The 23,254-nt window shown below is 73.1% G+C and carries 16 protein-coding genes; 12 read left to right on the forward strand and 4 right to left on the reverse strand.

What is annotated here, in order from left to right; translation table 11 throughout:
• A partial coding sequence (locus tag UW392_RS06350; RefSeq protein WP_320773884.1) for a hypothetical protein occupies positions 1-645 on the forward strand: 645 nt, incomplete at its 5' end.
• A gap of 26 nt (positions 646-671) precedes the next feature.
• Here the strand turns inward: UW392_RS06350 and ctaD are convergent.
• Positions 672-2,402, reverse strand: a complete 1,731-nt coding sequence (ctaD, locus tag UW392_RS06355) for a cytochrome c oxidase subunit I (RefSeq protein ID WP_320773885.1) — start codon at positions 2,400-2,402, stop codon at positions 672-674.
• A 399-nt stretch (positions 2,403-2,801) separates the two neighbouring features.
• On the opposite strand from ctaD, the gene UW392_RS06360 reads away from it, so the two are divergent.
• Positions 2,802-3,017: an I78 family peptidase inhibitor gene (locus tag UW392_RS06360; protein WP_320773886.1), complete on the forward strand. Its 216-nt coding sequence runs from the start codon at positions 2,802-2,804 to the stop codon at positions 3,015-3,017.
• A gap of 112 nt (positions 3,018-3,129) precedes the next feature.
• Here UW392_RS06360 and UW392_RS06365 read toward each other — a convergent pair whose 3' ends face one another.
• Positions 3,130-4,191 carry a phosphatase PAP2 family protein gene (locus UW392_RS06365; protein WP_320773887.1) on the reverse strand — a complete coding sequence of 354 codons (1,062 nt, stop codon included), beginning with the start codon at positions 4,189-4,191 and terminating at the stop codon, positions 3,130-3,132.
• Between the two features lie 249 nt (positions 4,192-4,440).
• Positions 4,441-5,625, reverse strand: coding sequence for a glycosyltransferase family 39 protein (locus UW392_RS06370; protein WP_320773888.1), 1,185 nt, complete (start codon positions 5,623-5,625; stop codon positions 4,441-4,443).
• Positions 5,626-5,944: 319 nt separating this feature from the next.
• On the opposite strand from UW392_RS06370, the gene UW392_RS06375 reads away from it, so the two are divergent.
• Together UW392_RS06375 and UW392_RS06380 are read left to right on the forward strand one after the other, a co-directional pair.
• On the forward strand, positions 5,945-7,630 hold the full coding sequence (locus UW392_RS06375; RefSeq protein WP_320773889.1) for an MFS transporter: 1,686 nt from the start codon (positions 5,945-5,947) through the stop codon (positions 7,628-7,630).
• Positions 7,631-7,792: 162 nt separating this feature from the next.
• Entirely contained in the window at positions 7,793-8,983 is a 1,191-nt protein-coding gene (locus UW392_RS06380) for an acyl-CoA dehydrogenase family protein (RefSeq protein ID WP_320773890.1), read from the forward strand.
• 11 nt (positions 8,984-8,994) lie between these two features.
• On the opposite strand, the gene UW392_RS06385 is transcribed toward UW392_RS06380, so the two are convergent.
• The gene (locus UW392_RS06385; RefSeq protein WP_320773891.1) at positions 8,995-9,441 is read right to left on the reverse strand and encodes a cell division protein SepF; all 447 of its coding nucleotides are present in this window, start codon (positions 9,439-9,441) and stop codon (positions 8,995-8,997) included.
• 292 nt (positions 9,442-9,733) lie between these two features.
• On the opposite strand from UW392_RS06385, the gene UW392_RS06390 reads away from it, so the two are divergent.
• The 8 genes from UW392_RS06390 to UW392_RS06425 all read left to right on the forward strand — a co-directional run bounded on the left by UW392_RS06390 (position 9,734) and on the right by UW392_RS06425 (position 23,181).
• The gene (locus UW392_RS06390; protein WP_320773892.1) at positions 9,734-10,954 is read left to right on the forward strand and encodes a DUF5685 family protein; all 1,221 of its coding nucleotides are present in this window, start codon (positions 9,734-9,736) and stop codon (positions 10,952-10,954) included.
• A gap of 366 nt (positions 10,955-11,320) precedes the next feature.
• Positions 11,321-13,126, forward strand: a complete 1,806-nt coding sequence (locus UW392_RS06395; RefSeq protein ID WP_320773893.1) for an FAD/NAD(P)-binding protein — start codon at positions 11,321-11,323, stop codon at positions 13,124-13,126.
• Between the two features lie 119 nt (positions 13,127-13,245).
• Positions 13,246-14,325, forward strand: a complete 1,080-nt coding sequence (locus UW392_RS06400; protein WP_320773894.1) for an LLM class flavin-dependent oxidoreductase — start codon at positions 13,246-13,248, stop codon at positions 14,323-14,325.
• The gene (locus UW392_RS06405) at positions 14,322-15,635 is read left to right on the forward strand and encodes an NtaA/DmoA family FMN-dependent monooxygenase (protein ID WP_320773895.1); all 1,314 of its coding nucleotides are present in this window, start codon (positions 14,322-14,324) and stop codon (positions 15,633-15,635) included. The genes UW392_RS06400 and UW392_RS06405 overlap by 4 nt, the downstream gene beginning before the upstream one ends.
• Before the next feature lie 360 nt (positions 15,636-15,995).
• Positions 15,996-16,901 (forward strand): S1 family peptidase, encoded by a 906-nt coding sequence (locus UW392_RS06410; RefSeq protein ID WP_320773896.1) that lies wholly within the window; start codon positions 15,996-15,998, stop codon positions 16,899-16,901.
• A 170-nt stretch (positions 16,902-17,071) separates the two neighbouring features.
• On the forward strand, positions 17,072-17,911 hold the full coding sequence (locus tag UW392_RS06415) for a slipin family protein (RefSeq protein ID WP_320773897.1): 840 nt from the start codon (positions 17,072-17,074) through the stop codon (positions 17,909-17,911).
• 300 nt (positions 17,912-18,211) lie between these two features.
• The gene (locus UW392_RS06420) at positions 18,212-19,294 is read left to right on the forward strand and encodes a S1 family peptidase (protein ID WP_320773898.1); all 1,083 of its coding nucleotides are present in this window, start codon (positions 18,212-18,214) and stop codon (positions 19,292-19,294) included.
• A 269-nt stretch (positions 19,295-19,563) separates the two neighbouring features.
• On the forward strand, positions 19,564-23,181 hold the full coding sequence (locus tag UW392_RS06425; RefSeq protein ID WP_320773899.1) for a DNA polymerase III subunit alpha: 3,618 nt from the start codon (positions 19,564-19,566) through the stop codon (positions 23,179-23,181).
• Positions 23,182-23,254 lie beyond the last annotated feature (73 nt).

Here is a 23,254-nt window from a genome sequence, read left to right on the forward strand (position 1 = left end):
GCCCCGGCCGGCCCCGGCCGGCCGAGGGCCGTGCTGCCGGGCGACGCCCGGCTCGCCGAGGGCCGCTGGGACGTGCACGTCCAGTGGGCGGACGGCGAGCCGCGGCGCCTGGCGGCCGGCCTCAACGACCTGCGCGCGCTGGTCGACCGCGTGCCCGCCGGCTCGGACGGCCCCGTCGCCGTGCGCGTCCCGTACGCCACCAAGTACGGCAACCTCACCGTCCGCAGCTGGCTGCGCGCCCCGCACGCGGAGGCGGGCGACCTCCGGATCGGCGCGGACGGCCTGGGGGTGAGCGGCCGGCTGTACGGCGCGTCGCTCACCCCGGACGCGTACGTCGAGGCCGTCGACCGGGAGGGTGCGGCGCCCGCGGTACGTGCCGAGGTGAGCGCCGAGGGGGACTCCTTCCGGTGCACCGTGGCGTACGGGGCGCCGGCCCCCGGCATCCGGGACCTGTGGCTGCGTCCGGCGGGCGGGGCCGGGCCGCGGGTGCGGATCGCCCGGCTGCTGGACGACGTCGCCGACCGGAAGCACATCTTCACCTACCCGAAGGTGACCCTGGAGACGGCCCGGCACGGGCCCGTCCTGGTGGGGCCGTACTACACGGCCGACAACGACCTCTCGATCGGCGTCACCGCGACGGACTGACGGGACCGACGGACGCGGCGGGACGGTCAGAGCGGTTCGTGACCGTCCGTCGGCCGCTCCTGGCCGATGTGGATCTGGACGCTCTTCTCCTGGCCGGACCGCGTCTGGGGCGGGGTGATCGCCGAGAACGCGGGGTGGTGCAGGTCGAAGGCCGGGGCCTCGGAGCGGATGCGGGGCAGCGCGACGAAGTTGTGCCGCGGCGGCGGGCAGGAGGTCGCCCACTCCAGGGACCGGCCGAAGCCCCAGGGGTCGTCCACGTCGACCTTCTCGGCGTACTTCGCGGTCCGCCAGACGTTGTAGAGGAACGGCAGCGTGGAGGCGCCCAGCAGGAACGCGCCGATGGACGACACGGTGTTGAGCGCGGTGAAGCCGTCGGCGGCCAGGTAGTCCGCGTACCGCCGCGGCATGCCCTCCGCGCCCAGCCAGTGCTGCACCAGGAACGTGACGTGGAAGCCGACGAAGAGCGTCCAGAAGTGCATCTTGCCGAGCCGCTCGTCGAGCATCTTCCCGGTGAACTTGGGCCACCAGAAGTAGAACCCCGCGAAGGTCGCGAAGACCACCGTGCCGAACACCACGTAGTGGAAGTGCGCCACGACGAAGTAGGAGTCCGTGACGTGGAAGTCCAGCGGCGGCGAGGCCAGGATCACTCCGGTCAGACCGCCGAAGAGGAAGGTCACGAGGAAGCCGGCCGCCCACAGCATCGGTGTCTCGAAGGAGAGCGACCCCCTGAGCATCGTCCCCGTCCAGTTGAAGAACTTCACCCCCGTGGGCACGGCGATCAGGAAGGTCATGAAGGAGAAGAACGGCAGCAGCACCGCGCCCGTGGCGAACATGTGGTGCGCCCACACCACCATCGACAGCCCGGTGATCGCCATCGTCGCGCCGACCAGCGTCATGTACCCGAAGATCGGCTTCCGGCTGAACACCGGGATGATCTCCGTGACGATCCCGAAGAACGGCAGCGCGATGATGTACACCTCGGGGTGGCCGAAGAACCAGAACAGGTGCTGCCACAGCAGCGGCCCGCCGTTCTCCGGGGCGAACACCACCGCGCCGAACCGCCGGTCCGCCTCCAGCACCAGCAGCGCCGCCGCCAGCACCGGGAACGCCATCAGGACCAGGATCGACGTGAACAGGGTGTTCCAGACGAAGATCGGCATCCGGAACATCGTCATGCCGGGGGCGCGCATGCCGATGATGGTGGTCAGGAAGTTCACCGCGCCGAGGATGGTGCCGAACCCCGCCAGCGCGAGTCCCATGATCCACAGATCGGCCCCGATGCCCGGCGAGCGCTCCGGGCCGCTCAGCGGGGTGTAGGCGGTCCAGCCGAAGTCGGCGGGCCCCGACGGGGTGAGCAGCGAGCCCAGCACCATCAGCCCGCCGAAGAGGAACAGCCAGTACGAGAACATGTTCAGCCGTGGGAAGGCGACGTCCGGCGCGCCGATCTGCAGCGGCATGAGCTCGTTGGCGAACCCGGCGAAGGTGGGGGTCGCGAAGAGCAGCAGCATGATCGTGCCGTGCAGGGTGAACAACTGGTTGTACTGCTCGTTGTCCATGATCTGCAGTCCCGGGCGGGCCAGTTCCGCGCGCATCAGCAGTGCCATCACGCCGGCCACCAGGAAGAAGGCGAACGAGGTGACGAGGTAGAGGTGGCCGATCTTCTTGTGGTCCGTCGTCGTCAGCCAGTCGACCACCAGCCGTCCGGGCCGCCTCGTGCCTACGGGTGGCGCCGTCGCCTGCGCGGTGTCCGTGCCCATCGCTCGCCCCTTCGCCGTCGCGTCCTGGGCCTGTTCAGGCTCACGCCATGATGCTCGCGTCCGCGGGCACCGCGACAGGGGGCGTGCCGGGGCAGTGGACGGAAACCGTGTAATTACCGTCCGATCCGCCTTCCGGGGCCGCGCGGGAATCGAAGCGGAAAGCAGTGGGCCGTACGGCAGGTGCCGGTTTTTCGACAGCGGCATTCAGGACGGCGGCGGGCCGGTCGGCAATTACCGGCGGCAAGGCGGGGACACGCTCGGGACCGCCCGTATGTGTGACCCGGTTCGGCCGAAACGCTGTCGTGATTCTGTGACACAAGTGTGATCACCGCACGACAGTGACCCTTCGTGGCGGTCCCGGTCTTCCCCCTGTCGCACCCCGCCGCCTAACGTGGCGTCATGGCATCGAACACCACCCCGCCCCAGGAGCCCCAGGACGTCCCGGATGCCTATGTGGGCCTGGACGAGCGGAACGCCGAACACCGCGCCCGCGAGCGCGGCTGGTCCACCGTCAGGTCGCTGCCGCCGGGCGCGATCATCACCATGGAGTACCTCGCGGGCCGGCTCAACTTCGAGGTGCGGGACGGCCGGGTGACCCGCTGCTGGAAGGGCTAGACACCGGAAGGGCTGGACACCGGACACGCCGAAGGCCCGGCTCCTCGGGGGAGCCGGGCCTTCGGCGGTGCGGGGGCGGGGTGCGTGCGAGGGGCACTCCCGCTGTCTCGTGTCAGCCTCCCGTGAGGGGGCGGCTCGACGTGGTCGTCGAGCGCGGCACTCTGTCCGAGTGCGGCGGACGGCGGCTGCCGCCCGGGGTGACCGGCGACCGCTCCGACCGGGCCGAGTGCGGTCCCGGCGCCAGGTGCAGCGGCGGCCGGGCGGAGCGCGGCACGACGGAGGGGTCGCGCACCGCGGCCGGTTCCTCGGGGACGGTGCCCGCCGCGGGCTTGCGCAGGACGGGCGTGGGCCTGTGCACGGGCGGGGCGGCCGGGGCCGGCACGGCGGCCGGTTCGGGCTCGGCGGCCGTGCGGCCGTACCGGGCGAGCGCGGTGTCGCGCAGCGAGAAGAGGAAGGCCTCGGCGCGGGCGATCAGCGGCTCGAACCAGGGCAGCGCGAGCAGGATCAGCAGACCGGCGGCCCAGCCCAGCAGGACGTCGCTCAGCCAGTGCGTGCCGATGTAGACCGTGCTGAGACCCACGCCGAGCGAGATGACGGCGGAGAGCGCGGACAGCCAGCGCCGTGCCCTGGGCGTGGATGCCAGATAGGCGAGGACGCCCCAGGTCACCACCGCGTTCGCGGTGTGGCCCGAAGGGAATATGTCGCCGCCCAGCCACATCTCGTTGGAACCGATCTCGGTCGCGTAGTGCGGTCCGAGGCGGCCCATGCCGATCTTGGCGGCGCCCACCGTGAGGTTCAGCAGCAGCAGCGACACGCCGAGCGCGAGCATCGGGCGCAGCGTGTGCTGCCGCCACGAGCGCCAGCCCAGCCAGGCCGCCACCATCACGGCGGTGGGCCCGCGCTGGCCCAGGACCACGTAGTAGTCGAGGAACGCGTGCACCTCCGGCCACTGCTGGTACGGCCGGAAGAACATCAGCTGCCAGTCGAGCCGGACCAGCCACGAGGTGATGAGCACGGCCCACACGATGGCGGCGTAGAAGGCCAGGGTGGCGGAGAAGAGCACGATCCGGTGCCGGCTCATCGACGGCACGTCGATGTGGGCCGGCCGTTGCGGTTCACGGTCCAGCCGGGCGAAGACCCGCTCGGGACGAGTCAGCGATCGTTCGGTACGCACGTCAATCGACGTTACAGCGAGTGAGCTCCGATCCGGTCCGTATCACTCGGTTTGTGATGACGATGTGATGTGGGAAACCTCTCAGGACACGGCTTATTCTGGGGAAATCCCTAATCAGCGGTGGGTCGTGGCCCGCATTTACGGTGACGGTCGACCCGCTCTGTTTTGCAGCGCTTTTATATTCGTTCACCGAATGCTGGTGTCGATTTACCCGGGCGATCACACAGCGCGCACGGCCGGGCGGGCCGGTCACGGCGGGCCCGAGCCGCCGAGCCAGAGCGCCCCGTAGACCGCGGACCCCGCCGCGAGCACCGCGACGACCGGCGCCGACCTGGCCGTACGCAGCCGGGCCAGGGCCACGGCGAGGGGGAACAGGAGTGGGAAGGCGGGCATCAGCAGGCGCGGTTTCGAGCCGAAGTAACCGGACGCGCCCAGGGCGAGCACGACGATCACCCCCGTGTAGACGAGCAGGGGCAGCGGCTGTCCCTGCCGGACGCACCCGACGTACAGCCGGACGAGCAGCGCGACGCCGACGAGCAGGCCGAGGCCGGCGAGCGCCGACGGGAACGAGGTGAGGAGTGCGGCGGTGAACCGCGCGAAGGCGTACCCGCCGTCGAAGCCGTTGCCCCAGCCCGCCTGGACGTCGAGGTAGCCGCGCACACCGCCGCCGGTGCGGTGCCCGACCCACAGCACGTACCCGGCGGCACCGAGGGGGGCGAGCAGCATGCCGAGGGCGCGCCGTCGCGCGAAAGCGCCCCGCGGCGCCCCGACGTTCCCCCACCGCACGGACGGGGGACGCCCGCGGCCGCGGGCGTACGGGACGAGCGCCGCGGCCCACACCGCCAAGACCACCGCGGCGCCGATCGGACGGGTCAGCCCGGCGAACGCGGCCAGCGTGCCCGCGGTGACCCAGTGGCCGGTCAGTACCGCGTACAGCGCCCACGCGGCCAGTGCCGTGAAGAGCGCCTCGCTGTACGCCATCGACTGCACGATCCCCACCGGCAGCACGGCCCACAGCAGCACCGCGAAGAGTCCCGCCCCGCGCCCGTGCAGACGGTCCGCGACGGCGAAGATCCCCAGGGCGGCGGCGAGCGAGGCCAGTGCGCCGACGAGCAGTCCGGCGTCCGCGTACGACAGCGGGGTCACCGCGGCGCCGGCCCGTTCCAGCCAGGGCAGCAGCGGGAAGAAGGCCAGATTCGAGTGCACGTCCCCATCGGGGAGGCGGACCTCGTACCCGTAACCCAGTTCGGCGACCCGCACGTACCAGAGCGAGTCCCAGCGGGCCGACAGCAGGGTGTGCGCGCTCTTGCCGTGCGCCGCGCTCCACACGGCGAGGACGAGCACGCCCAGGGCGCGTACGAGGGCGTACCCGAGGAGCGCGGGAGCGGCCCTGCGCAACAGGGGGGCGGCCGGGCGCAGATCGAGAGCGGTCACGCGCTTGATTATCGGTGCGGCCCGGAACCGGGCGGCCGTACGGCGACGTGAAGCACCCCGAAGGACGAAGGAGCACCCCGAAGGACGAAGAAGGACTCCGACGGATGAACGGCGGATGACCGAAGTGCCCCACGCCGCACCCTTGTGACAGTCCCATGAGAGACCCGCCACATGCCCCTGGCGGGAACTCGCGTACGCTGACGGCTCACTCGCCGTTCGTCCGCGCGGGTCCGGGACGCCGCTCCTCCCGGGCCGTAGCCGTCGGGAGTCCCCGCCCGCGGTCCCGCCGAACGTGAGGGAACATCTGGGAGGTACGTACATGTCCGGGACGAGCACGGCCGCCGCGAGGAGCCGTCGGGAGACCGGGCCCGGTGCCAACCGCTGGGTCGTCCTCGTCGTCCTCTGCGCCAGCCTGCTGCTCGTCGCCCTCGACGCGACCGTCCTGCACGTGGCGGTGCCCGCCGTCACCGAGGACCTCAGGCCCGGCGCCATCGAGCTGCTCTGGATCGTCGACGTCTACCCGCTGGTCTGCGCCTCGCTGCTGATCCTCTTCGGCACGCTGGGCGACCGGGTCGGCCGCAGACGGGTCCTGCTCCTCGGCTACGCCCTGTTCGGCGTCGCCTCGGGGCTCGCGGCCTGCGCGGACGACCCCGGGGTACTGATAGCGGCCCGCGCCCTGCTCGGGGTCGGCGGCGCCATGATCATGCCCGCCACGCTGTCGATCCTGCGGCACATCTTCCCCGACCGGCGCGAACGCGCGTTCGCGATCGGCATCTGGACCGCCGTGGCCGCGGTCGGCGCCGCCGTCGGACCCCTGCTCGGCGGCTTCCTGCTCGAGCACTTCTGGTGGGGCTCGGTCTTCCTCATCAACATCCCGCTGATGCTCGTCAGCCTGCCGCTCGGGCGGTGGCTGCTGCCCGAGTCCTTCGGCGACCGCGACGGCCCCTGGGACGTGGTGGGCGCGCTGACGGCCGCCGCCGGCCTGTTCGGCGCGGTGCTCGGCGTGAAGCGGCTCGGCGGCGGCGACCCGCCGCTGGACCCGTGGACGGCGGGGCCGCTCCTGGTGGGCGGGGCGCTGCTGTTCGTCTTCGTCCGGCGGCAGCGGCGGCGTGCGCATCCGCTGGTGGACCTGCGGATGTTCGCGCGCCCCGCGTTCAGCACGTCCGTCGGGTGCATCGTGCTGGCGATGCTGGCACTGGTCGGCCTGGAGCTGATGGCGGCGCAGTACCTCCAGCTCGTCCTCGGGCTGTCACCGCTCCAGACGGGCCTCAGGCTGCTGCCGCTCACCGTCGCGGCGATGGCGGCGGGGCTGGCGGGTTCGCTCATGCTGCGGCGGTTCGGGCCGCGCCGCATGGTGTCGCTGGGCTTCTGCCTGACCGCCGGCGCGGTCGTCCTGCTGACGGCGATGGGCCACGAGGACCGGCCGGCACTGCTGCTCGCCGGGTTCGTGTTCCTCGGGTTCGGCCTGGAGACGACGCTCTTCGGGGCGTACGAGTCGATGCTGAGCGAGGCGCCCGCGGACCGGGCGGGCGGGGCGGCCGCGATCGGCGAGACCTCGTACCAGCTCGGCGCCGGGATCGGCATCGCCCTGCTGGGCAGCGTCATGAACGCGGCCTACGCGCCGGGCCTCACCTCGGTGCCCGGGGTCCCCGCCGCGGCCGCGGCCGCGGCCGGGCACTCGCTGGGCGAGGCGTACGAGGTGGCCGGGCGGCTCGGCGGCGCGTCCGGCGAGGCCCTGCGGCAGGCCGCCCGTGACTCCTTCGTGCAAGGCCTGCACGTCACGCTGCTGGTCAGCGCGGGTCTGCTGCTGCTCGGCGCGGCGATGGCGCTCCGGCTGCCGCGGCTCATGGAGCCCGGGACGGCCGAGCCCGGGACGGCCGCGGAGCCGTCCACGGAAGGCGGCGGCCCGGTCGACGTGCCCGCGCCCAGGGAGGCGGCCGGCGGGGAGAGGACGACCGGCAAGGGCGGGACGGCCGGCAAGGTGCGCGCGGAGTCCGTGCGGTGAACCGGGGCCCGACGGGGTCCCGCGGCTCCCGCAGCTCTTCGAGCTCCCGGCGCCACCGGTGGGAAGTCGTGGCGGAACCTGGACGCGCGGAGGACCGCGCCGTAACGTCGGCGTCGATCCCTGACCGGCGCTGCTGGTTCCCCGTGTGCCCGGAGGCTGCCCATGACCGCGTCCCCGAAGCTCCCGCCCTTCGACCCCGCCGACCCCCTGGGCCTGGACGAGCTGCTCGACGCGGAGGACCTCGCGATCCGTGACACCGTGCGCGGCTGGGCCGAGCGGCGGGTGCTGCCCCGGGTCGCCGAGTGGTACGAGGAGGGCGAGCTCCCGGAGATCCGTGAACTGGCCCGGGAGCTGGGGGAGATCGGTGCCCTGGGCATGCCCCTGGAGGGGTACGGCTGCGCGGGGGCCTCCGCCGTGCAGTACGGGCTGGCCTGCCTGGAACTGGAGGCCGCCGACTCGGGCATCCGCTCGCTCGTCTCCGTGCAGGGCTCCCTCGCCATGTACGCGATCCACCGCTTCGGCAGCGAGGAACAGAAACTGCGGTGGCTGCCGCGCATGGCCGCCGGCGAGGTCATCGGCTGCTTCGGGCTGACCGAACCGGACCACGGCTCCGACCCCGCGTCGATGCGGACCCACGCGAAGCGGGACGGCACGGACTGGGTGCTGACCGGGCGGAAGACGTGGATCACCAACGGGTCCGTCGCCGGTGTCGCCGTGGTGTGGGCGCGGACCGACGACGGCATCCGCGGGTTCGTCGTGCCGACGGACAGCGCGGGCTTCACCGCCCCCGAGATCCGGCACAAGTGGTCCCTGCGCGCGTCCGTCACGAGTGAACTGGTCATGGACGGCGTACGGCTGCCCGCGGACGCCGTACTGCCGGAGGTCACCGGGCTCAAAGGGCCGCTCGGCTGTCTGTCGCACGCGCGCTACGGCATCGTCTGGGGGGCCATGGGCGCGGCGCGGACCTGTTTCGGGGCGGCGGTCGACTACGCGAAGTCGCGGGAACAGTTCGGCAGGCCCATCGGCGGCTTCCAGCTCACCCAGGCCAAGCTCGCCGACATGGCGGTGGAACTGCACAAGGGGATTCTGCTCGCCCACCATCTGGGGCGGCGGATGGACGCGGGACGGCTCTGTCCCGAACAGGTGAGCTTCGGCAAGCTGAACAACGTGCGCGAGGCGATCGAGATCTGCCGTACCGCCCGGACCGTCCTGGGGGCCAACGGCATCTCCCTGGAGTATCCCGTCATGCGGCACGCCACGAACCTGGAGTCGGTGCTCACCTACGAGGGCACCGTCGAGATGCACCAGCTGGTGCTGGGCAAGGCGCTCACCGGTCTCGACGCCTTCCGGTGACCCGCCCCGCCTCAGCTCTGGTTGAAGAAACCGTCCGCGCCGCGGCCCGCGGCCTGACCGCTGACGATCTCCGTGTCGGCGGGGGTCAGCAGGAACACACGGCTGGAGACCCGCTCGATGGAGCCGCGCAGTCCGAAGATCAGACCGGCCGCGAAGTCGACGACGCGCTTGGCGTCGGTGCCCTCCATGTTGGTCAGGTTGATGATGACGGGAACCCCGTCGCGGAACAGCTCGCCGATGTGGCGGGCGTCCCGGAAACTGTCCGGGGCGACCGTACCGATCCGGCGCCCCTTCTCCTGGGCCGATTCGGACGCGACCTTCACCCGCGGGTCGGTGACCCAGGCCTCGCCGGGCTGCTCCTGCTGCTGCCCCTCGGCATAGTCGTCGTCGTAGTAACGCTCGTCATCGTTGTCGTCGACGAGGCCAAGCCAGGCACTCGCCTTGCGCACCGATCCCATGGACGCCTCCTCTCACAGCGGTCTTTTCTGCTTTCCGCATCCCTATGGTCGTCCATGATGCGGATGGCGCGCCAAGTGGATAGACGCCGCGCGGGGGTTTCGTGACGGTACTGGTGCAGAGCGGATCCGTACAGAGCCCGTGTGCCCCAAGGCCTTTTGTCCACACTGCTGCTGACTGTGAGTGAAATAATATTTCTCGTGGCGGACGGGTGAGGAGCGGTGCGTCCGGGTGATCGGCGGGCGCTCGCTACGATGCGGCGACCGAAGATCACTTCAGGTACGGGGGAACGCCGTGTTCGGAATCGTCAGACCGTGCAGTCACCGTCTCGGGGACGGACTGCGGGCCGAGTGGACGGCCCATCTGTGCGGCCTCTGCCTCGCGCTGCGCGGGGACCACGGGCAGCTCGCCCGCATCGTCACCAACTACGACGGGCTGCTGGTCTCGGTGCTGACGGAGGCTCAGGCCACGCCCGAGCGGTCGTCCGGGTGGCGGCGCACCGCCGGCCCCTGCCCCCTGCGCGGCATGCGTACCGCCTCCGTCGCGCGGGGTGAGGGCGCGCGGCTCGCCGCCGCGGTCTCCCTGGTGCTGGCCTCGGCCAAGGTCCGGGACCATCTGGCCGACGGGGACGGGCTGGTGGCCCGCGGGCCGGTGCGGCTGGCCGCGCGCCGGGTCGCCGCCGGCTGGGACCGGGCCGGCGCCCGCACCGGATCGGACATCGGCTTCGACACGGCCGTCCTGGTCGACGCCGTGGACCGGCAGACCGGCGTCGAGGTGCTCGCCGGCCCCGGCACCCCGCTGCTGACGGTCACCGAGCCGACCGAGACGGCGACCGCCGCGGCCTTCGCGCACACCGCGTGGCTGGCCGGGCGGCCGGGCAACGCCGAGCCGCTGGCCGAGGCGGGGCGGCTGTTCGGACGGCTCGCCCACCTGCTGGACGCGGTCGAGGACCGCGAGGCCGACGCCGCGGCAGGTGCGTGGAACCCCCTGACGGTGACCGGCACGTCCCTCACCGAGGCCCGCCGGCTGGCCGAGGACGCGCTGCACGGGATACGGCTCGCCCTGCGCGAGGCGGAGTTCACGGACGGCAGGCTCGCGCACGTGCTGCTCGTGCACGAACTGCGCAGGTCGGTGGACCGGGCGTTCGGGACGGTGCCGACGTGCTCGGCACACGGGCCCGCCGGACCGCACGGACAGCAGCCGCAGCAGCCGCAGCAGCCGGGGCCGTACGGTCCGTACGGTCCGTACGGAGCGCCGCAGCAGGGTGGCGGGAGCCCGTACGCGGGTGGTGGGAACCCGTACACGGGCGGTGGGGGACAGGGCGGTGGTGCGTCCGGCGGCGGTTCCGGCCGGCGGGGTTTCTGGGCCGGCTGCGGGATGTTCTGGCTGCTCTGCTGCACGTGCAAGCTGTGCTGCGCGAGCGAGTACGAGGGTCCGTGGTCCCGGAAGAAGCGCGAGGGCTGCTGCCACAAGTGCGACGGATGCGACTGCTGCTGCCCCTGCGACGGGTGCTGAGGGGAAGGTACGCGTGTGAAGGCGTGAAGTGAGCCGGTCCCTGTGCTCAGGGCAGGCAGCAGGCGGGCGGTCGGCTCAACAGGAAGAGGACCACACGCGACCGAAGTCGATGTGGGAGCGCGTGACCAGCCACTGCTGCGGATGCATGGGCCAAGTTGAACAGGCATCCGGTTCCGCGTCAACTGGCATGAGACGCACGGTCCACTGTGCGGACAACCTTGACAGTGAGGGGAAACACGCCCGTACTCTCGGCGTGCGGCCCTGCTGAGGGGCTCGGCCGTACGGCGCCCACCGGGCGCCGCCGTGTGAAGGCGACCACCGCGTTCGAACCACCGTGTTCGAACCGTCGCGTCACGGAGCCTTCGCATGCCTCGTACCTCTCGCACGTCACATTCGTACCGGCGGCCGTCCCTGGTGATCGTGGGCGCCGGGCCGCGCGGCACCGGTGTGCTGGAGCGGATCGCCGCCAACGCGCCCGAGCTGTACGCCGGCGCGGAACTCGACGTGCACCTCGTGGACCCGTACCCGCCGGGCGGCGGCCGCATCTGGCGGCAGGCGCAGTCACCGCTGCTGTGGATGAACTCGGAGGCCCAGGACGTCACCATGTTCACCGACGAGACGGTGGACATGGCCGGGCCGGTGCGCCCCGGGCCCACCCTGCACGAGTGGGCGGCCGTCGACGGGCGCTCCTTCGGCGACCGCCGGCTGCTCGGTGCGTACCTGACCTGGGTGTACGAGCGGGCCGTCGCCGCCCTGCCGCCCGGCGTCCGCGTCCACCGCCACACCCGGCGCGCCCTGGGCGTCGGCGGGCCGCGCGAGGGCCGGCAGCAGGTGTGGCTGGAGGGCCGGCCCCGGCCCCTGCTCGCCGACCTGGTGGTGCTCACCCTCGGGCACCTGGACGCCGACCTGGACGACGAGCAGCGGGAGCTGGCCGCGTACGCCCGCGCGCACGGCCTCGTCCACCTGCCGCCGGACTTCACCGCCGACAGCGACCTGGAGGCGCTGGCCCCGGGCGAGCCCGTCCTGGTGCGCGGTTTCGGACTCGCCTTCGTGGACCTGATGGTGCTGCTGACCGAGGGCCGCGGCGGACGCTACGAGGAGGGCGGGCACGGGGAGCCGGTGTACGTGCCGTCCGGGCGGGAGCCGGTCCTGTACGTCGGCTCCCGGCGCGGCGTGCCCTACCACTCCAAGATCGGTTACGACTGGGAGGGCGACCGGCCGCCGCTGCCGCGGTTCCTCGGACCCGCCGAGGTCGACGCCCTGCTCGCCCGCCCGGGTGGCCCCGACTTCCGGCGGGACGTGTGGCCGCTGGTCGACAAGGAGCTCGGGTACGCGCACTACCACCGGCTGTTCACGGCGCATCCCGAGCGCACGACCGGGGCGTGGGCCGACTTCGAGCAGGCGTACGCGGCCGCCGGGGGCCCCGCCGAGGTGGCCGCGCTCGTCGCGTCCAGCGTGCCCGACCCCGCGGACCGGTTCGACGCGGCCGCGCTCGACCGCCCGCTGGACGGCGTCACGTACGGGTCCTACGACGCGTTGCAGGAGGAGCTGCGGGCCTACGTCGAGGACGACCTGACGCGCCGTCACAACCCGCTGCGCAGCCAGGACCACGCCGTCTTCCTCGCGCTGCTGTCCGTCTACGGGCAACTGGTGCGGCTCGGGGACATCGGGCCCTGGTGGCACGGGTTCTTCAGCTACCTCGCGTCGGGCCCGCCCGGGCCCCGGCTGCGGCAGATGCTCGCGCTGTCCCGCGCCGGAGTGCTGCGCTTCCTCGGCGCCGGCACGACGGTCGAGGCGGCCGACGGGGTGTTCCGGGCCCGCAGCGCCAGTGTGCCCGGGGCCCGCGTGGAGGCCCGCGCGCTGGTCGAGGCGCGGCTGCCGCACCCCACGGTCGAACGTACCCGCGACGCGCTGCTGCGCGGCCTGCACGCCGACGGGGCCGCCGTCACCGCGGAGGGGCTGCTCGCCGTGGACCCCGCCGACGGGCGGGTCCTGGACCGCTCCGGCACCCCGCACCCGCGGCGCTTCGCGCTGGGCCCGCACACCGACGCCCGGGGCTCGGGCGCCTTCACCCGGCCGCGCACCGGCGGCCCGGCGTTCCGGCAGAACGACGCGACGGCGCGCGCCGCGCTGGCGTTCCTCGGCGCCCTCTCCTGTCGCACCGCCGCCTGACCGGCCCCCGTTCCCCCGCACCGCCGTTCCCCGTGCTGGCCGTCCCGCGCGCCGTGCCGCCCGCCTTCCGTAACCCTCCGAGGAACCCTCATGTCCCTGACCAGTGATCCTCTTCTCCCATGACCGCACCGCACGGCCGGGGGCTGCTGCACCTCGCCGCCGCCCTCGACCGACGGGCCGGGTACCGGGCCGGGCCGTACGCCGAGTCGGCCCGGCTCGCCGAGCGCGGCGCGCTGGACTTCGTGACCCTGCACGACTCCTTCGCGCGCACCGGCCCGGACGCGCTCGCCGTCCTCTCCCGCGTCGCGCCCGCCACCGGCCGGATCGGCCTGGTGCCGACCATGACCACCACGCACACCGAGCCCTTCCACGTCCAGGCGGCCGTGGCGACCCTGGACTGGGTCAGCCGGGGACGGGCCGGGTGGCGGATCGACGTGTCGGCGACCGAGGGCGAGGCCCGGCTCTTCGGGCGCCGCCGCGCGGCCGGGGCGGAGGCGCTCTGGCAGGAGGCCGGCGAGGTCGCCGACGCCGCCGCGCGGCTGTGGGACAGCCGGGAGGAGGACGCGGAGGTGGGGGACGCGGCGGCCGGCCGGTCCATCGACCGGGACGAGCCGCACCGCGTCGGCTTCGCGGGCGGCACCTCCGGCGTGCGGGGCCCCTCGCACGTGCCGAGGCCGCCGCAGGGGCACCCCGTCCGTGTCGTCGACGCCACCGACCGGTACGCGCGGCAGGTGGCGGCCCGGTACGCGGACGTGGCGCTCGTCCGTGCCGACGGGCCGGCGCGGGCCGGTGCGGTACGGGAGGAACTGCGGACCGCGGCGGCCGCGTCCGGCCGTGACCCCGGCACGCTGCGGGTCCTCGCGCACCTCGTCGTCGACCTCGCCGACGGCGAGTACGCGGCCGATCCGGGGCACGGCGGGGGCGGGCCCCGGCGGACGGCGCGCGGACCGCTGTACCGGGGCGGCCCCGTCGACCTGGCCGAGCTGATCACCACCTGGTACCGGGCCGGCGCCGTCGACGGCTTCCACCTGGTCCCCGCCGAACCGTGCCGTGACCTGGAGCGGCTCGTCAACGGGACGGTGGCGCTGCTCCAGCACCGGGGCCTGTTCCGCACCTTCTACCCGGGCCGCACGCTCCGGGAGCACCTCGGACTCGCCCGGCCCGCGGGCCGGCACACCGTGGCAGGGGAAACGGCATGACCGTACGCAGCCGCGCGGGCCGCAGGACGATGCACCTGGCCGCGCACCTGCCGAGCGCCGACGACACGACCGTCCGGGCGGATCCCGGGTCCGGGGAACGGATCGACTTCGCGTCGTTCGAGCATCTCGCGCACACCGCCGAACGTGGTCTGTTCGACTTCTTCCTCCTCGCGGAGGGGCTGCGGCTGCGCGAGCACGAGGACCTCGTCCGCGGCCTGGACGCGGTCGGCCGCCCCGAACCGCTCACCGTGCTGAACGCGCTGGCCGCGGTCACGACCCGGCTCGGGCTCGCCACCACCGTGCACACCACCTTGGAGGAGCCGTACGACGTCGCCCGTCGGCTCGCCTCGCTGGACCACCTCAGCGGGGGCCGGGCCGCCTGGAACGTGGACCCCTCCCCGGACGCCTCCGCCGAGGCGAACCTCCGGCGCGGCGGCTTCCCCGACCGGGCCGAACGGTATGCGCGTGCCGCCGAGTTCGTGCAGGTGGCACGGGAACTGTGGGACTCCTGGCGGCCGGACGGAGCGGCGCGGTCCTGCGTCCACCGGGGGCGGCACTTCGACCTCGCGGGCACCTTCTCCCTGCCGCGCCCGCCGCAGGGACACCCGGTCGTCATCCGGGCGGGCGACTCCGACGAGGACCGGGAGGCCGCCGCGTCGGCCGCCGACGTGCTCCTCACCCGGCACGGGACGCTGGAGGCGGGCCGGAAGTCCTACGCCGACGTGAAGGGCCGGCTCGCCGCGTACGGCCGCGAACCGGAGCACCTGAAGATCCTGCCCGAAGTCACCTTCGTCCTCGGGGACACCGCGGCCGAGGCCCGGGAGAGGGCCGCCGCCATCCGGCGCCGGCAGGTCTCCCCGCGGACCGCGATCCGCACCCTGGAGCAGGTGTGGGGCGTGGACCTGTCGGACCACGACCCCGACGGCCCGCTGCCGGCCTTCGATCCGGTGCCGCATCCGGACCCGGCGCGGGGGAGGGCGCGGGTCGCCGACCCCGGCGCGGTCGCGGAGAAGTGGCGGGCGCTGGCGCGGGCGAAGGGGCTGTCCATCCGGCAGGCCGTGATCGAGGCGACCGGCCGGCCGTCGTTCGTCGGCACTCCGGAGGCCGTCGCCGCCGGGATGGACGAGTGCGTACGGAGCGAGGCCGCCGACGGTTTCCTCCTCGTCCCGCACCTGACGCCGGGCGGGCTCGACGAGTTCGTGGCCCGGGTGGTGCCGCTGCTCCAGGAGCGGGGCGCGTTCCGCACGGAGTACGAGGGGACCACGCTCCGCTCCCACCTCGGGCTTCCCGAGCCCGTACCGCGGGGCTGAGACACCCGGGGAAGGGGCGCCGGCCGCCGTCGTGGCGGGGAGCGCAATCCGCGTCGATCCGTCCCGGGCGCGGGCAATCCGCGCCGACCGGTCGCAAAGGCAACACTCCGGCCGCCCCGCGCTCGTGCACGGAATCTTCACAAGTGTGTCGGCGGATCATTACCTGCTGGTGGCGGGCGGATCGTCGGCCGCACGGCCGAAAGGACCCCTTGCGTCACTCGGTCGTGCGGCCGAATACTCCCCCACAGCGCCTTGTCAGGGGCACGGCGTGTTCGTAATCCGAACACGTTCCTTGACACGCGCCTCACGGGCCCCACCCCACACAAGCGGGCCCCCGACTTCCCCCAGGAGGGAACGAACGTGAGGACCAAGCGCACCACCCCCCGTAGCGGCGTTGCGAGACGGACCCGGCTGATCGCCGTGGCCGCCGGATTCGTGGCCGCGGCTGCCGTCACAGTCCCCACCGCGAACGCGAGCGACGCGCAGACCTTCAGCACCACCGAGCTCAAGCAGGCCAGCTCCGCCGTACTCGAGGCCGACGTGCCGGGTACCGCCTGGGCGGTCGACGAGAAGACCGGCAAGGTCCTCCTCACCGTCGACAGCACCGTCTCCGACGCGGAGCTCGCCAAGATCCAGAAGGAGGCCGGCGACCAGGCCGGCGCCCTCGAGGTCAAGCGGACCCCGGGCGAGTTCAGCACCCTGATCCAGGGCGGCGACGCCATCTACTCCGGCAGCGGACGCTGCTCCCTCGGCTTCAACGTCCGCAGCAGCAGCGGGGTCGACTACTTCCTGACCGCCGGGCACTGCACCTCCGGCTCGGGCACCTGGTACGCCAACTCCGCCCGTACCACGGTCCTCGGCCCGGCGGCCGGCACCAGCTTCCCGGGCAACGACTACGGGATCGTCCGGTACAGCAACACGTCCATAGCCAAGCCGGGCACCGCCAACGGTGTGGACATCACGCGCGCGGCCACCCCGTCGGTGGGCACCACCGTCACCCGCGACGGTTCGACCACGGGCACCCACAGCGGCCGGGTCACCGCCCTCAACGCCACGGTCAACTACGGCAGCGGCCAGGTCGTCTCCGGCCTGATCCAGACCACGGTCTGCGCCGAGCCCGGCGACTCCGGCGGCCCGCTCTACAGCACCAGCGGCATCGCCTACGGCCTGACCTCCGGCGGCAGCGGCAACTGCTCCTCCGGCGGCACGACGTTCTTCCAGCCGGTCACCGAGGCCCTGAGCGCCTACGGCGTCAACCTCACCTGACCGGCCGGTACTTCCGGCACCACCGCACCACTGCCACTGGACTGCAGCCAGCAGCAGGCGAGCCCCCGCACGGCACGTGCCGTGCGGGGGCTCGCTCCTTCCGCGCGCCGGGACTACCGTCGAAGGGCAGGCGCGGCACGTACCTCCATCTCGAAGAACCGGGGGTCGGCATGGTCCAGGAGCTGGTGACGGCGGGGGTGGCCCTCGCGTCCGTCGGCGCGGTGTACGGGATGGCGGCGGCGCGCGTGATCAAGCAGTACGAGCGCGGGGTGGTGTTCCGGCTCGGACGGCTGCGCCCGAGGGTGCGCGGGCCCGGGCTCACCATGATCGTTCCCCTGGCCGACCGTCTGTACAAGGTCAACCTGCAGATCGTGACGCTGCCGATCCCGGCGCAGGAGGGCATCACCCGGGACAACGTCACCGTACGGGTGGACGCCGTCGTCTACTTCAAGGTGACCTCCCCGGCCGACGCGATCGTCCGGGTCGAGGACTACCGGTTCGCGGTCTCGCAGATGGCGCAGACCTCGCTGCGCTCCATCATCGGCAAGAGCGAGCTCGACGATCTGCTCTCCAACCGGGAGAAGCTCAACCAGGGTCTTGAGCTGATGATGGACAGCCCGGCCGTGGAGTGGGGCGTGACCATCGACCGCGTCGAGATCAAGGACGTGTCGCTGCCCGAGACCATGAAGCGCTCCATGGCCCGGCAGGCCGAGGCCGACCGCGAGCGGCGCGCCCGGGTCATCAACGCCGACGCCGAGCTGCAGGCGTCGAAGAAGCTCGCCGAGGCGGCCCAGCAGATGGCTCAGACCCCCTCGGCGCTCCAGCTCCGGCTGCTGCAGACGGTGGTGGCGGTCGCGGCCGAGAAGAACTCCACGCTCGTCCTGCCGTTCCCGGTGGAGCTGCTGCGCTTCCTGGAACGGGCCCAGCAGGGACCCGCGCAGGAGCAGCGCACGCCCCTCGGGACCCGTGCGGATCCGGCCGCCGAAGGGGCGCGTCCCGGACAGGACTAGGCCCCTTCCGCGCCCGCCCGCACACGAGATATTCACTGCCGCATGTGTTTGCAGTAGGGATTCGGATGCGCTGACGCCGGTCAGGGACGCTCTCACGGGGGCGTGCGCCCCCGGAGTTGTGATGATCCAGTGCGCGTCCGGAAGACGACCTTGTGTGCTCCTGCCGGCCCTGGGAATAGTGGGCGCAACGTTGGCATGGACGCGGCCTTTATCCCTGTCCGTCGTCTTCGTGCCGAACGCCTTCCGGCCGGGGAGTGGCCCCACACCCCCTCCGGCCGCCCCCCCACAGGAGGACGTGAGTTGAAGCACCGACGCATATCCGGGCGGCGTGCCGCCGTGACGGTCGCGGGCATCGCCGCACTGGTCACCACGGGAGCCACCTTCCAGACTGCGAACGCGAACGAGGCCGAGTCCACCGACGGGCCGCGGACCCTCTCGGCGCCGGCGGCCGGAAAGCTCGCCTCGACCCTCGGCCACGACCTGGGCGCCGACGCCGCGGGAACGTACTACGACGCGAAGAGCAAGCACCTCGTGGTGAACGTGCTCGACGAGACGGCCGCCGGCACCGTCCGGGAGGCCGGCGCCCGGGCGAGAGTCGTGGAGCACTCCCTCGCCGAGCTGGCGGACGCCCGTACGACGCTGAAGCGGGACGCCACCATCCCCGGCACCTCGTGGGCGACCGACCCGCGGACCAACAAGGTCGTCGTCACCGCGGACCGCACGGTCTCCACGGCCGAGTGGAACAGGCTGACCGAGGTGGTCGAGGGGCTCGGCGGCAAGGCCGAACTGCAGCGCACCAAGGGTGAGTTCAAGCCCTTCCTCGCGGGCGGTGACGCCATCAACGGCGGGGGCGGCCGCTGCTCCCTCGGCTTCAACGTGAGTGTGGGCGGCGCACCGCACTTCCTGACCGCGGGCCACTGCACCGAGGCGGGCACCAGCTGGGCCGACTCCACCGGCCAGGGGGTCGGCGCCGCCGTGGACTCCAGCTTCCCCGGGGACGACTACGCCCTGGTCGAGTACACCGCCGGCGCCGACCACCCCAGTGAGGTCAACCTCTACGACGGCTCCGCGCAGACGATCACCGGCGCGGCCGAGGCCACCGTCGGCATGGACGTGACGCGCAGCGGTTCGACGACCCAGGTGCACAGCGGCACGGTCACCGGCCTGGACGCCACCGTGAACTACGGCAGCGGCGACATCGTCAACGGCCTCATCGAGACCGACGTCTGCGCCGAGCCCGGGGACAGCGGCGGCTCCCTGTTCTCGGGGTCCAGCGCCGTCGGCCTGACCTCCGGGGGCAGCGGCAACTGCACCTCCGGCGGCACGACCTTCTTCCAGCCGGTCACCGAGGCCCTCTCGGCCTACGGCGCCTCGATCGGCTGAGCGAGGACGCCCCGGCGCGGGCCCTCACCCGGGAAGGGTGAGGGCCCGCTTTCTTTGTCGTCGATGGGGTCGAAGGGCCCCACGGTCCGGCCCGCCCGGTGTTTCCGCAGGTGGGGAAGGGTCTGAACGGCTGTCGTACGTTCGTTCGATAATGGAGGTATGGTGAGGGTGGGGAAGTTGGGAACTAGTGTTCGATGCCCTTTTGGCGGCTTCGACAGGTTCGGCAGCTTCGCCAGGAAGTACGGACACGGAGGAGTGCGGAGGTGCGTGTGCCCGGTTTCACGCATCTGCACACCGTCTCCGGGTTCTCCCTGCGGTACGGGGCCTCGCACCCGGAGCGGCTCGCCGAGCGCGCCTCCGAGCGGGGCATGGACGCCCTCGCCCTCACCGACCGGGACAGCCTCGCGGGATCGGTACGGTTCGCCAAGGCCTGCGCCCGGGCCGGCATCCGGCCGCTGTTCGGCGTGGAACTCGCGGTGGAGGAACCGCCGGCGGGGGAGCGCGGCACCGGAAGGGGGCAGGGGGCCGCGGGCGAGAAGCGTCGGACACCTGTGCGGGGCGGTGCCTTCCTCGACGAGTCGACACCCCGGGTGACCTTCCTCGCCCGGGACGGCGCGCGGGGCTGGGCCGAGCTCTGCCGCCTCGTCTCGGCGGCCCACGCGGGCGGCGAGGGCCCACCGGTGCTGCCCTGGCGGGAGTGCGCCGCCGAGGGCCTGACCGTGCTGCTCGGGCCCGGCTCCGACGTGGGCCGCGCGCTCGCCGCGGGCCGCCCCGACCGGGCCGCGCGGCTCCTCGTGCCCTGGCGGGAGGCGTACGGCGACGCCCTGCGCCTGGAAGCCGTGTGGCACGGCCGTACGGGCACCGGACCCGGCTCGCTGCGGCTGGCCGCCCGTGCCGTCGGCTTCGCCGCCGAGCAGCGGGTCCGGCCGGTGCTCGCCAACGCCGTCCGCTACGCCGACCCCGGCATGGGCCAGGTCGCCGACGTCCTGGACGCGGCCCGCCGCCTCGTGCCCGTCGACGCTAGCCGCGAGTCCGACTCCGGCGAGGCCTGGCTCAAGGACGCGAGCGCGATGCTCGCCGTCGCCGAGCGGGTCGTCGAGGCCGCGGGGTTCCGCCGCGAGACCGCGTACCGGCTCCTCGAACAGACGCAGGCCACGGCCGCCGAGTGCCTGGTCGACCCGGAGGACGACCTCGGCATGGGCAGCGTGCACTTCCCCGAGCCGCACCTGGTCGGCGCGGGCGGGCGCACCGCACAGCGCGTCCTCGCCTCGCGCGCCGCGGCGGGCATGGTGCTGCGCGGGTACGACGGGCGGCGCGACTACTGGGAGCGGATGCACGACGAGCTGGACGTCATCGCCCACCACGGCTTCGCCTCCTACTTCCTCACCGTCGCCCAGGTCGTCGACGACGTCAGGGGCATGGACGTCCGGGTGGCCGCGCGGGGCTCGGGCGCCGGTTCCCTGGTCAACCACCTCCTCGGCATCGCCCACGCCGACCCCGTCGCGCACGGGCTGCTGATGGAGCGCTTCCTGTCCAAGCGGCGCCCGGTGCTGCCCGACATCGACATCGACGTGGAGTCCGCGCGCCGCCTCGACGTGTACCGCGCGATCATCGACCGCTTCGGCACCGAACGGGTCGCGACCGTCTCGATGCCGGAGACCTACCGCGTCCGGCACGCCGTCCGCGACGTCGGCGCCGCCCTCGGCATGGACCCGGCCGAGATCGACCACATCGCCAAGTCCTTCCCGCACATCCGGGCGAAGGACGCGCGCGCGGCGCTGGAGGAGTTGCCGGAGCTGAAGAAGCTGGCGGGCGACAAGGACAAGTACGGCCGGATGTGGGACCTGGTCGAGGCGCTCGACGCCCTCCCGCGCGGCATCGCCATGCACCCGTGCGGGGTGCTGCTCTCCGACGCCTCCCTGCTCGCCCGTACGCCGGTGGTGCCGAGCGGCGGCGAGGGCTTCCCCATGTCGCAGTTCGACAAGGAGGACGTCGAGGACCTCGGGCTGCTCAAGCTGGACGTGCTGGGCGTGCGGATGCAGTCCGCGATGGCGCACGCGGTGGAGGAGGTCGAACGGGCCACGGGCACCCGCCCCGACCTGGACGCCCTCGACATCGACGCGGGCGACCCGAAGACGTACGAGCTCATCCGCACCGCCGAGACACTGGGCTGCTTCCAGATCGAGTCGCCGGGACAGCGGGACCTGGTCGGGCGGCTGCAGCCGTCGTCCTTCCACGACCTGGTGGTCGACATCTCCCTGTTCCGGCCCGGCCCGGTGGCCGCCGACATGGTGCGGCCGTTCATCGAGGCCCGGCACGGACGGGCGCCGGCCCGCTACCCGCACCCGGACCTGGAGGAACACCTCAAGGACACGTACGGGGTGGTGGTCTTCCACGAGCAGATCATCCACATCGTGGACGTGATGACCGGCTGCGGGCGGGGCGAGGCGGACCGGGTGCGGCGTGGGCTGTCGGACCCCGACGCGCAGGGGCGGATCCGGGTCTGGTTCGCGCAGCACGCGGCGGCCCGGGGGTACGGCGCGGAGACGATCGCCCGGACCTGGGAGATCGTCGAGGCGTTCGGCAGTTACGGCTTCTGCAAGGCGCACGCGGTCGCCTTCGCGGTGCCGACCTACCAGTCGGCGTGGCTGAAGGCGCACCATCCGGCCGCGTTCTACGCGGGGCTGCTCACCCACGACCCCGGGATGTACCCGAAGCGGCTGCTGCTGGCGGACGCGCGGCGGCGCGGGGTGCCGATCCTGCCGCTGGACGTGAACCGGTCGGGGGTCACACACCGTATCGAACTGGTGTCTGAATCAAGATCGGGAGAGACAGGAGAGACAGGAGAGACAGAAGAGACAGGGCGGCCGGAGGCGTGGGGCGTCCGGCTGGCCCTCTCCGACGTGCACGGCATCAACGAGGCCGAGGCGGCCCGGATCGCGGACGGGCAGCCCTACGCCTCGCTGGTCGACTTCTGGGAGCGGGCCCGGCCCAGCCGCCCGCTGGCCGGACGGCTCGCCCAGGTCGGCGCGCTGGACGCGTTCGGCGCCAACCGCCGCGACCTGCAGCTGCACCTGACCGAGCTGCACCGGGGCGCGCGGGGCGGCGGCGGGCCGGGCGCGGGAGGGGAGCAGCTGCCCCTCTCCGGAGGCCGGGGCACCGCGTCCGCCGGACTGCCGGACCTCGGCCCGTCGGAGCGGCTCAGCGCCGAGCTGGGCGTGCTCTCCATGGACGCCTCGCACAACCTGATGGACGACTACAAAGAGTTCCTCGACGAGCTCGGGGTGCTGTCCGCGCGCCGGCTGCGCGAGGCGCGCAACGGGGAGACGGTCCTGGTCGCGGGCGCCAAGGCGGCGACCCAGACCCCGCCGCTCCGCTCCGGCAAGCGCGTCGTCTTCACCACCCTGGACGACGGTACGGGCCTGGTCGACCTCGCCTTCTTCGAGGACTCCCACGCGGCCTGCGCCCACACCGTCTTCCACTCCTGGCTGCTGCTGGTGCGCGGAACCGTGCAGCGGCGGGCACCGCGCAGCTTCAGTGTGGTGGGGGCGATGGCCTGGAACCTCGCCGAACTCGTCGAACTGCGCCGCACGGGCGGTGTGGAGGCGGTCGCGGCCCGGCTGGCGCAGAGCACGAACATCCGGGAGGAGCCGGGCGGAGCCCCGGACGGCGACAGCGCGCACCGGGCCCGGCTCGCCGGGTCGGACGGCCTGCCCGCGCCGACCGGTTCCGCGGCGCAGGACCCGATGGAGCCGGCCGTCCGCTCCCGCAGCATCCGCATGTCCAACGGGTACGAGATGCATCCGTGGGCGGATCTGAAGCCCACGGGCGAGGAACAGGGGAAGGTGCGGAAGCTGTGGCACCGGAGCCCGGGCAGCGCGGGCTGACCGTCCCCGGGCGTGCCGGTGCGGCCCGCCCGGGGGACGAGCCGCGCCGGGGCCGTCCGGCCTGAGCCGCCGG

It is taken from the genome of Streptomyces sp. CRN 30 (genome assembly GCF_034105845.1).